Source organism: Corynebacterium sp. Marseille-P8863 (assembly GCF_946902955.1).
In the GTDB taxonomy this organism is placed as follows: Bacteria; Actinomycetota; Actinomycetes; order Mycobacteriales; family Mycobacteriaceae; genus Corynebacterium; species Corynebacterium gottingense.
The window spans coordinates 44,279-52,593 of the sequence record NZ_CAMPQC010000010.1; the positions used below are offsets into that span (position 1 = coordinate 44,279).

4 protein-coding genes are annotated in these 8,315 nt (G+C 65.6%); all 4 read right to left on the minus strand.

Annotation, left to right across the window (positions count from 1 at the left end):
* Nucleotides 1-16 precede the first annotated feature (16 nt).
* Nucleotides 17-3,394 carry a Rib/alpha-like domain-containing protein gene (locus tag OVO38_RS08675; protein ID WP_267208262.1) on the minus strand — a complete coding sequence of 1,126 codons (3,378 nt, stop codon included), beginning with the start codon at nucleotides 3,392-3,394 and terminating at the stop codon, nucleotides 17-19.
* 168 nt (nucleotides 3,395-3,562) lie between these two features.
* Entirely contained in the window at nucleotides 3,563-4,768 is a 1,206-nt protein-coding gene (locus OVO38_RS08680) for an acetate kinase (protein ID WP_267208263.1), read from the minus strand.
* Complete coding sequence (gene pta / locus OVO38_RS08685; protein WP_267208264.1) at nucleotides 4,769-6,124, minus strand: phosphate acetyltransferase; 1,356 nt, start codon at nucleotides 6,122-6,124, stop codon at nucleotides 4,769-4,771.
* A 230-nt stretch (nucleotides 6,125-6,354) separates the two neighbouring features.
* Nucleotides 6,355-8,315 (minus strand): hypothetical protein (locus OVO38_RS08690; RefSeq protein ID WP_416358584.1); only part of this gene is annotated, 1,961 nt, incomplete at its 5' end.

Sequence of the window (8,315 nt, forward strand, 5' to 3'; positions counted from 1 at the left end):
AAGGCGGAGCGGCGGTCTAGCGGGGCGGGAAGGCCAGGAAGGTGCGGAAGAACTCGCGGTTCTCGTACAGGCCGAACCCGACAGCGCCTGCGCTGGCGAGGATACCCAGCGCGAGCGCGACGAGCTTCCCAACCGCGGAAGCACCCTCGCCCTGCGCCTGCGCCGTCACGTCCGCCGGAAGCACCGTGACGGTGGCGTAGGCCGTGGCCTGCGTGGAGTCGGCGAAGGTCACGCGCACCGGGACGCGGCGCGGGCCCGGGGTCGCGTCGGTGGTGGCGGTGGCGGTGAGAGCCCCTGACGTGGCGTCGATACGCGTGGAGAGCCCCTCGACCTTCTCAACCAGGGAGAACTGTGCGGCCGCGAACGCGGGGCTGAGCGTCACGGAGTCGCCGGGGCGGACCTCCGCGGCGCCGTACTCGGTGGGCTGCGCGCCGGCCATCGCATCGACCGCGGTCGCTCGAACCCCCACCAGCCGCTGCGAGCCATCCGGGAACGTGACCACGACCGGGACCTCGGCGCCGTCGCCCGCGTTCGCGCTCTCCGGGGCGGCGACGGTGAGCGCGCCAGTGGTGGGGTCGACGCTGCTGGGCCACGGCGAGCCCGAGTACTCGGCGGCGAGCGCGAAGGTGGTGCCCGCCGGCGCGCCTGTGACCTGGGCGGTCACGGCATCCGCGCCGACCGGGACCGCGACGGACGGCCACCGCACGTCGGCGTGGCGCGCCTGCGAGTCCGTGGTCACGGTCGCGCTCAGCTGGGTTGCGGATCCGTCCGGGAACGCCGCGCGCACGCCCAAGGTGTACGAGGTGTCCGCGGGGGCGTCATCAGGCAGTTTCGCGGTGATCACGCCTGTCGACGGCTCCACGTCAAGCTGCACCGGCGTCGCGCCCGCAGCGGCGAAAGCCACGCCCTCGGGCACCGCGCCGCGCGGGGCGATGGTGATGGTGCCGTCGGCGGCCGCGTAGGCGTCGTCGTAACGCAGCTCCGTGGCCTGCGCCATCGAGGCGGTGCGCCGCGCCGCGACGTGCACGGGCACGGTCTCCTCCGACCCGTCCGCGTACGACACGTGCACGTTTACGTCCAGGTCAGCCGGTGTCTCGGGAGCGGTGGCCTCGACGCGGCCGGTCCGCGCGTCCACGCGCACGTCCCACCCGTGCAGGTCCGCGGCGGGGTCCAGGCTGAACTCCGTTTCCGCCGGCAGGTCCCGCGCGGTCTGCGCCACGGTGGCGGTCTCCCCCGCGCCTGCCGCGCGTTCCGCCTGGTAGGCAGGGGTGTACAGCTCCGCGTCGCGCGCCTTGAGCACCTCGAAGCGCGCCACGGTCCCCTCGCTCGACCCGTCGGGGTACACCACTTTCACGGGCACCAGTTTCGCCTTGCCCACCTGCGCGTCCAGCGGCGGAGCGTACGTAATTGCACCATGCCTATCGACGCTCACCCCATCCCCCTCAACCTCAAACCTCGTCCCCTCCGGCAACGGCTGGTTATCAAATTCGGAGGAGCGGACCGTAAAGGTGGCTCGCGGTGGCAGCGACTGCACACTGCCACTGGCGCGGGCGTAGGCAACTGCGTAGGTGGGCGTGTAGCGCTCGGCGTCGTTCGCCGCCTCCACAACCCGGACGTGGATGGTGTCCGTCTCCCCGTTGCTCGTGCGCACCCGCACCGGGTACTCGCCGGGCGCAACGTCGCGCGACGGGCTCGCGTACACCTGGCCGCCCCGGAAGACGGTGACCCAGTCCGGCGCGCCCGCCTCCGCAGTGACCACGGCGGAGCGCTCGCTGCGCACCGGGTCGACCGCGTTTTCCGCGCCCGCCGCGACGGTGAACTCGTCCCACTCGAACTGGTCGATCTCCTCCGGGCCCGCGGGGTCGACGGGGGCGGTGGGCCTTTCCGCCTGTGCGGAGGTTTTGGCGGTCGGTTCCGCAGCAGTCGTCACGGTGGGCTCCGCAGATTCTTCCGCCTGCGCGGAATTTTCCACGCTCGTCACGCCGGCAGTCGTCGCAGTGGGCTCCGCTGGCTTTTCCGCCTGTGCGGAAGTTTTTGCGGTCGTTTCCGCAGACTCCGGCGTCAAAGTTTCCGCCTGTGCGGAAGTTTCCGCACTCGTCACCCCTGCAGTCGTCACGGTGGGCTCCGCAGAATCTTCCGCCTGCGCGGAATTTTTGGTGGTAGGCTCCGCAGACTCCAGCGCAGAAGATTCCGCCTGTGCGGAAGTTTCCGCACTCGTCACCCCTGCAGTCGTCACGGTGGGCTCCGCAGAATCTTCCGCCTGCGCGGAATTTTTGGTGGTAGGCTCTGCGGATTCTTCCGCCTGTGCGGAAGTTTTGGCGGTCGCATCCGCAGACTCCGGCGCAGAAGTTGCAGAAGATTCCGCCTGTGCGGAAGTTTCCGCACTCGGCTCCCCCGCCACAACCAGGTCGAAGGTGTCGACGAGCCGCTCTCCGTCGTCAGTGATGAGGTCGACGGTCACGCTCGAGGTGCCCGGCTCCTCCGGGGTGCCCTCGATGACGCTGTCCTCGCCGTTGAACTCCACACCGTCGGGCAGGCCGGAGACTTCGACGGATGCGGCGTTGTCGGCGGAAATCGTGATGCGGATGGGCTCGCCAGCGGCAACCGGTTCCGCCGGTGAATCCGCCAGCTCAGCTTCCAGCGGCTCCAGGTCGGACGGGTCGCGGAAAGTGATGGTGAATTCGGTTTCCAGCGGGCCGGCGGCGTTTTCCACCGGCTCGCCTTGGCGGTCGACCACGCGCAGGGTCACCGGGTACTCGCCCGTGCCCTCGGGCCGTCCGTTGACGTAGAAGTACTGGCTGCGCTTGAGACCGGGGGCCTGGATGGTGGTCCACAGCCCGTCGGGAAGCCCGTCGAGCACCAGCTTGGAGCCGAGCGGCACATTCACCGCTCGCAGGTAGAGGGGCAGGATGAGGCGTCCGGACCAGTAGGTCTTGTCACCGGGGGCGATGAGGTAGGGCTCGTCGGCTAGTTCCACGTGTGCGGAAAATTCGCCGGAGGTGCCGTCCGCAAACGTCACTTGGACGGGGACGTCGAACTCGTCGGTCGCGCCCTCGGTGAATGGGGTGGGTGGTTGGGCGGTGATCGCGCCGGCGTCGTCAAGCTCGATGCTCCAGCCCCCGGGGACCTCGAACCCCTCGCTGAGTGCCCAGGATGTGGGCTCGGCCGCGCGGCCGAACAGGCCGAGTGCGCGCACGGAGGCGGGTGCGGTGGCGGACTCGCCGAATGCGGGACGCAGTGTGTCCCAGTGCACGGTCGTGCGGGGCGCGGCGTGGGCGACGGGTAGGGCTTGAGGCGCGGCGATGGGTAGGACGCCCGAGAGCGCGAGTGTGAGTCCGAATGCGCACGCGGCGAGCGAGGTGCCCCGACGACGTGACGAGCTGTGCGTGCCCATGGCCGCTCCTCCTGTGTTTGCCCGCGCACTGCGGGGACCGACCGCTTTCCTGGAAAACGTTATGGATGTTCCAGGAAAAGCCTACGTGCCCTTCACTTTACCGGCAGGGTTTTGCGATGCAAGAAGCCGCGACCCAACGCGGGGCCGCGGCTTCAGTGGAGGGACGATTTACGCCATCTGCTTCGCAATCGCGGATGCCTTCTGCGCGATCGCCAGCTCCTCGTTGGTGGGGACCACCAGGACCTTCACCTTGGAGTCGTCGGTGGAGATGATGCGCGGGCCGTCGTTAGGCTGCGCGTTGCGCTCCGGGTCGACCTTGATGCCGTACATTTCCATGTTGTCCAGAGCGTCCATGCGGACGTGCTGGTCGTTCTCGCCCACGCCGGCGGTGAACGTGATCGCGTCGACGCGGCCGAGGGCGATCATGTAGGAGCCGATGTAGCGGCGCAGCTGGTGGATGTACACGTTGTACGCCAGCCAGGCGTCGCCGTTCTCCTCGTCGATCATCGTGCGCAGCTCGCGGAAGTCGTTCACGCCGGACAGGCCCTTCACACCGGACTGGCGGTTGAGCAGGTTATCAATCTCGTCGATGCTCATGTTGCCCTGGCGGACCAGGTGGAAGATGATGCCCGGGTCGATGTCGCCGGAGCGGGTGCCCATGACCAGGCCGGCCAGCGGGGTAAGGCCCATCGACGTGTCGATCGCGTGGCCGTTTTCCACTGCGGAGCAGGACGCGCCGTTGCCCAGGTGCAGGACGATCTGGCGGGTGTGCAGCGGGTCGCGCTCGATCAGGGCGGGGACCTGCTCGGAGACGAACTCGTGGGAGGTGCCGTGGAAGCCGTAGCGGCGGATCTGGTTCTTCTCTGCAATCTCCGCGTTGATGGCGTAGAGCGCGGCGGCCGGCGGCAGGTTGCGGAAGAAGCCGGTATCAAACACGGCGACGTGCGGGATGTCCGGCAGCAGCTCGCGGGCGACCTCGATGCCGTCGATGTTGGCCGGGTTGTGCAGCGGGGCGAGCGGGATGAGGTCACGGATCATCTCCACGACCTGGTCCACGATCAGCTCCGGCTGGGAGAAGACCATGCCGCCGTGGACAACACGGTGGCCGACAGCCCGGATGTCAATCTGGGTCGGGCCGATGCCCTTCGCCTCCAGCAGGCCGAAGCTCTCTTCCAGGCCCACCTTGTGGTTGGGGATGGCGCGCTGCACCACGTACTTCTGACCGTTGTGCTTGATGGTGATGCGGCCCTGCGGCTCGCCGATCTGCTCGACCAGGCCGGACACGAACGGGTCGTCCGAGGCGCTGGATTCCGGGTCCACGACCTGGAACTTGATGGAGGACGAGCCAGAGTTAATAACCAGTGCGTATGCCATTTACTTTGCTCCTGCCTGGATAGCGGTGATTGCGACGGTGTTGACGATGTCCGGCACGGTCGCGCCTCGGGACAGGTCGTTGACCGGCTTGTTCAGGCCCTGCAGCACGGGGCCGACGGCGAGGGCGCCGCCGGTGCGCTGCGCGATCTTGTAACCCGCGTTGCCCGCCTCCAGGTCGGGGAAGATGAACACGTTTGCCTGGCCCGCCACCGGGGAGTCCGGAGCCTTCTTCTTGCCCACGCCTGGGTCGCACGCTGCGTCGAACTGCAGCGGGCCGTCCACGACCAGGTCCGCGTCCGCGGCCTTGGCAGCTTCGAGCGCGGCGACGGCACGGTCTACGTCCGGGCCCGAGCCGGAGGTGCCGGTGGAGTAGGACAGCAGCGCGACCTTCGGGTCGATGCCAAACTGCGAAGCGGTCTTCGCGGAGACCGCAGCGATCTCGCCGATCTGCTCCGCGGTCGGGTTCGGGTTCACGGCGCAGTCGCCGAATGCCCAGAGGCGGCCACGCATGACCATCAGGAAGATGGAGGAGACCACGGATGCGCCCGGGGCCGTCTTGATGATCTGGAAGGAGGGCTTAATGGTGTGCGCCGTGGTGTGCGCGGCACCGGAAACCATGCCGTCCGCCATGCCCTTGTGCACCATCATCGTGGCGAAGTAAGAGATGTCCTCCATCGTCTCCCGAGCCTGCTCGAGCGTGATGCCCTTCTTCTTGCGCAGCTCCGCAAAATCAGCTGCGAACTCCTCGCGCAGCTCGGACTCGAGGTGGTTGATCACCTGTGCCTTGGACAGGTCAAGGCCCTGCTCGTTCGCGCGGCGCTCAATGTCCACCGGGTCACCCAGGATGGTCAGCTTCGCCACATCCTTGGCCAGCAGCTGGTGCGCGGCCTGCAGGATGCGGTCATCGTCACCCTCGGGCAGCACAATGTGTGCCTGCTTCTCCTTTGCGCGACCAATCAGCCAAGACTCAAACACCTCGGCGCTCATCACGGGCTCAGCCGCCGCGTCCACCTTCAGGGAGTCCGCGTCAAGGGCCCCTTGCTTCACGACGCCCGCGAGCACCGCCCCCTTCTCACCCAGCACACCCTCAACGTGCCCGGTCTTCTCCGGAGTCGGGGTCACCAGCACGACCGGGACACCGTACGCAGCGGCGACCTCCGCGTCGAAGGTGTAGTCGCCGCTGCCCAGGATGAGCGCGTCGCCGTCCGCGAGCAGCTCCTGCGCGTACGCCTCGGCGAGGGTCTCGCCCTCGACGCGCGCGGGACGCACATTCAACTGAGCCGCGAGCGCGTCAACGTCGACGTCTTCCAGCGTGCAGTTGGCCGCGGTAAGAAGCAGGGAGTGGCCTTGAGCCATGGGTTCCGCCTTTCGTGTCCAGGCGTTTCACGGCCTGGTTCGAGATGCCAGTAAACGCGATCCATTGTACCGGTAAAGGTAAGACTAGTCGGCTCCGAGCTACCCGCGTTTGAGTGTGGTTGCGAGCACTCCCCTCCCCCTGCAGACGCAAAAGCACCGGCGCACCACCCCTACCTGTGGGGCGTTGCGCCGGTGCGGTGCTTACGCGGTGTTAACCGCGTTGGGGATGGCTACTTGGAGGAGCCATCCAGCTTGACGGAGCTACCACCAAGACCACCAGGAGCACAGTTGTCATAGATGATCGTGCCAGCAATGATGCCAGCAGCAATCACAGCGATACCGGCACCAACAGAAGCCAGGTCGAAGCCTGCCTTACGCAGCTGCTCATTCATCTGAGACAGTGCCTGCGCAGTCTGCGGGTTGAACATACCCAGGTTCTGCTGGATCTGCGCATTCGCACCCTCCAGATCCTTCGAGACGTTCTCGACAAACTCAGAGACACCCGGGATGGACATCTGCGTTGCCAGACCGATCGGGATCAGCGCCAGCAGCGGCAGACCGAAGCCCACAGCAGAAGCCGCACACTTACCCTTATCAATCGCCGGCTCCTGCGGGGCCGGAGTACCAGTCGGACCGGTCGGCTTCGACGGCTCATCCGCCTTAACCGTCGTGGTGACCGTATCGATGGCCTTGCCATCCTTATCCTTGATGGTCGCCGTGATCTTCTCACCCGGCTTCGCATCATCATTGGCAGTGATGACCAGGTTGCCCTTGCCATCAATCTCAGCCTTGCCCGGACCCTTGGCCTCAACGGTGGTACCATCCGGCACCTTGCCGCCCGTGTTCGGAACAGTCACGGAACCACCCGGAACAACAGCGTCAGACTTATCGTCGGTCTCCCAATCCGGGTTCTCAACCGGCGTCGACGGCTCACCAGAGCCATCCTTCGGCTTAGACGTCTCATCGAACGGGTTCGAGTCGTTCTCAGCCTCTTCCTTGTTGGAAACACCGTCGCCGTCTGCGTCACCGGTCGGATCCAGGATGGACTTGCCATCCTTACCAACCAGCTCAAACTTCGCGTCAGCGGAGTCCTTCGAGCCATCCTTGTACTCGAAGTCAACGCCCACATTCGGCTCAGCAACCGGCGTCAGCGCCTCAACCAGCTTGTCCCAATCAGTCTGACCAAGCTGCTCGAACTGCTTCGCCAGATCCTCGTTGGACGGAGCCTGCGCAGTCACAGTGCCGTCCTCAGCACCAGTGAACTTCCAATCGGTCGCACCCTCCGGAGCATTCACCGTGATCTTGGTACCGTCCGGAACCGGCTTGTCACCAAACGGCTTCTCCGAAGCCACGGACTCACCCGGCTTGACCTGCTTCGCAGCATCGCCGTAGGACGGATCCTCAACGCTTGCCGTGGTGGTCTTGTTGTTGTCGTCCTTACCCTTGGTGTGGCCGTCAACCGGAACCTCAACCGTGGTCTTACCACCATCCAGATCCGGATCCTCAATGGTCACCGTAATCGGACCATCAACGTCCTCGCCCGGAGTGACCACAACATCACCGGTCTCCGGATCAACCTCAACCGGAATGTTCTTGCCATCCTTATCGGTAGCAGACGGCTTCGTATCCTCATCCGGATTCTTCACCGTCACACCAGTCGACTGTTTCTCATCAGACGCCTGAACCGGCTTCGGCTTTTCCGGGACCTCAACCGTGGTCTTCGGCGCAGTGATCTTCACATCAATCGGATCACCAACCGGCTTGCCGTCCTTGTCCTTGACAACAACCGTGCCATCCTGCGCCTTAGTACCCTCCGGCACCTTCACCGTGATGTCACCGGTGTTCGGATCAACCTCAACCGTCGCATCCTTAATCGGGTTACCGTCCTTATCCAGGACCTCACCAGTCATGCCATCAGTCGGATCCTTGACCTTGTCATCCAAGGTCTTCTCCGAACCATCAGCCGGAACCTCATCCTTATCAGCACCAGCAGTAATCGACGGAGCAGGGACATCGGTCTTCGGCTCGGTGATCTTCACATCAACCTTGCCGACCTCGTTGCCATCCTTGTCCTTGACAACAACCGTGCCATCCTGCGCCTTAGTACCCTCCGGCACCTTCACCGTGATGTCACCGGTGTTCGGATCAACCTCAACCGTCGCATCCTTAATCGGGTTACCGTCCTTATCCA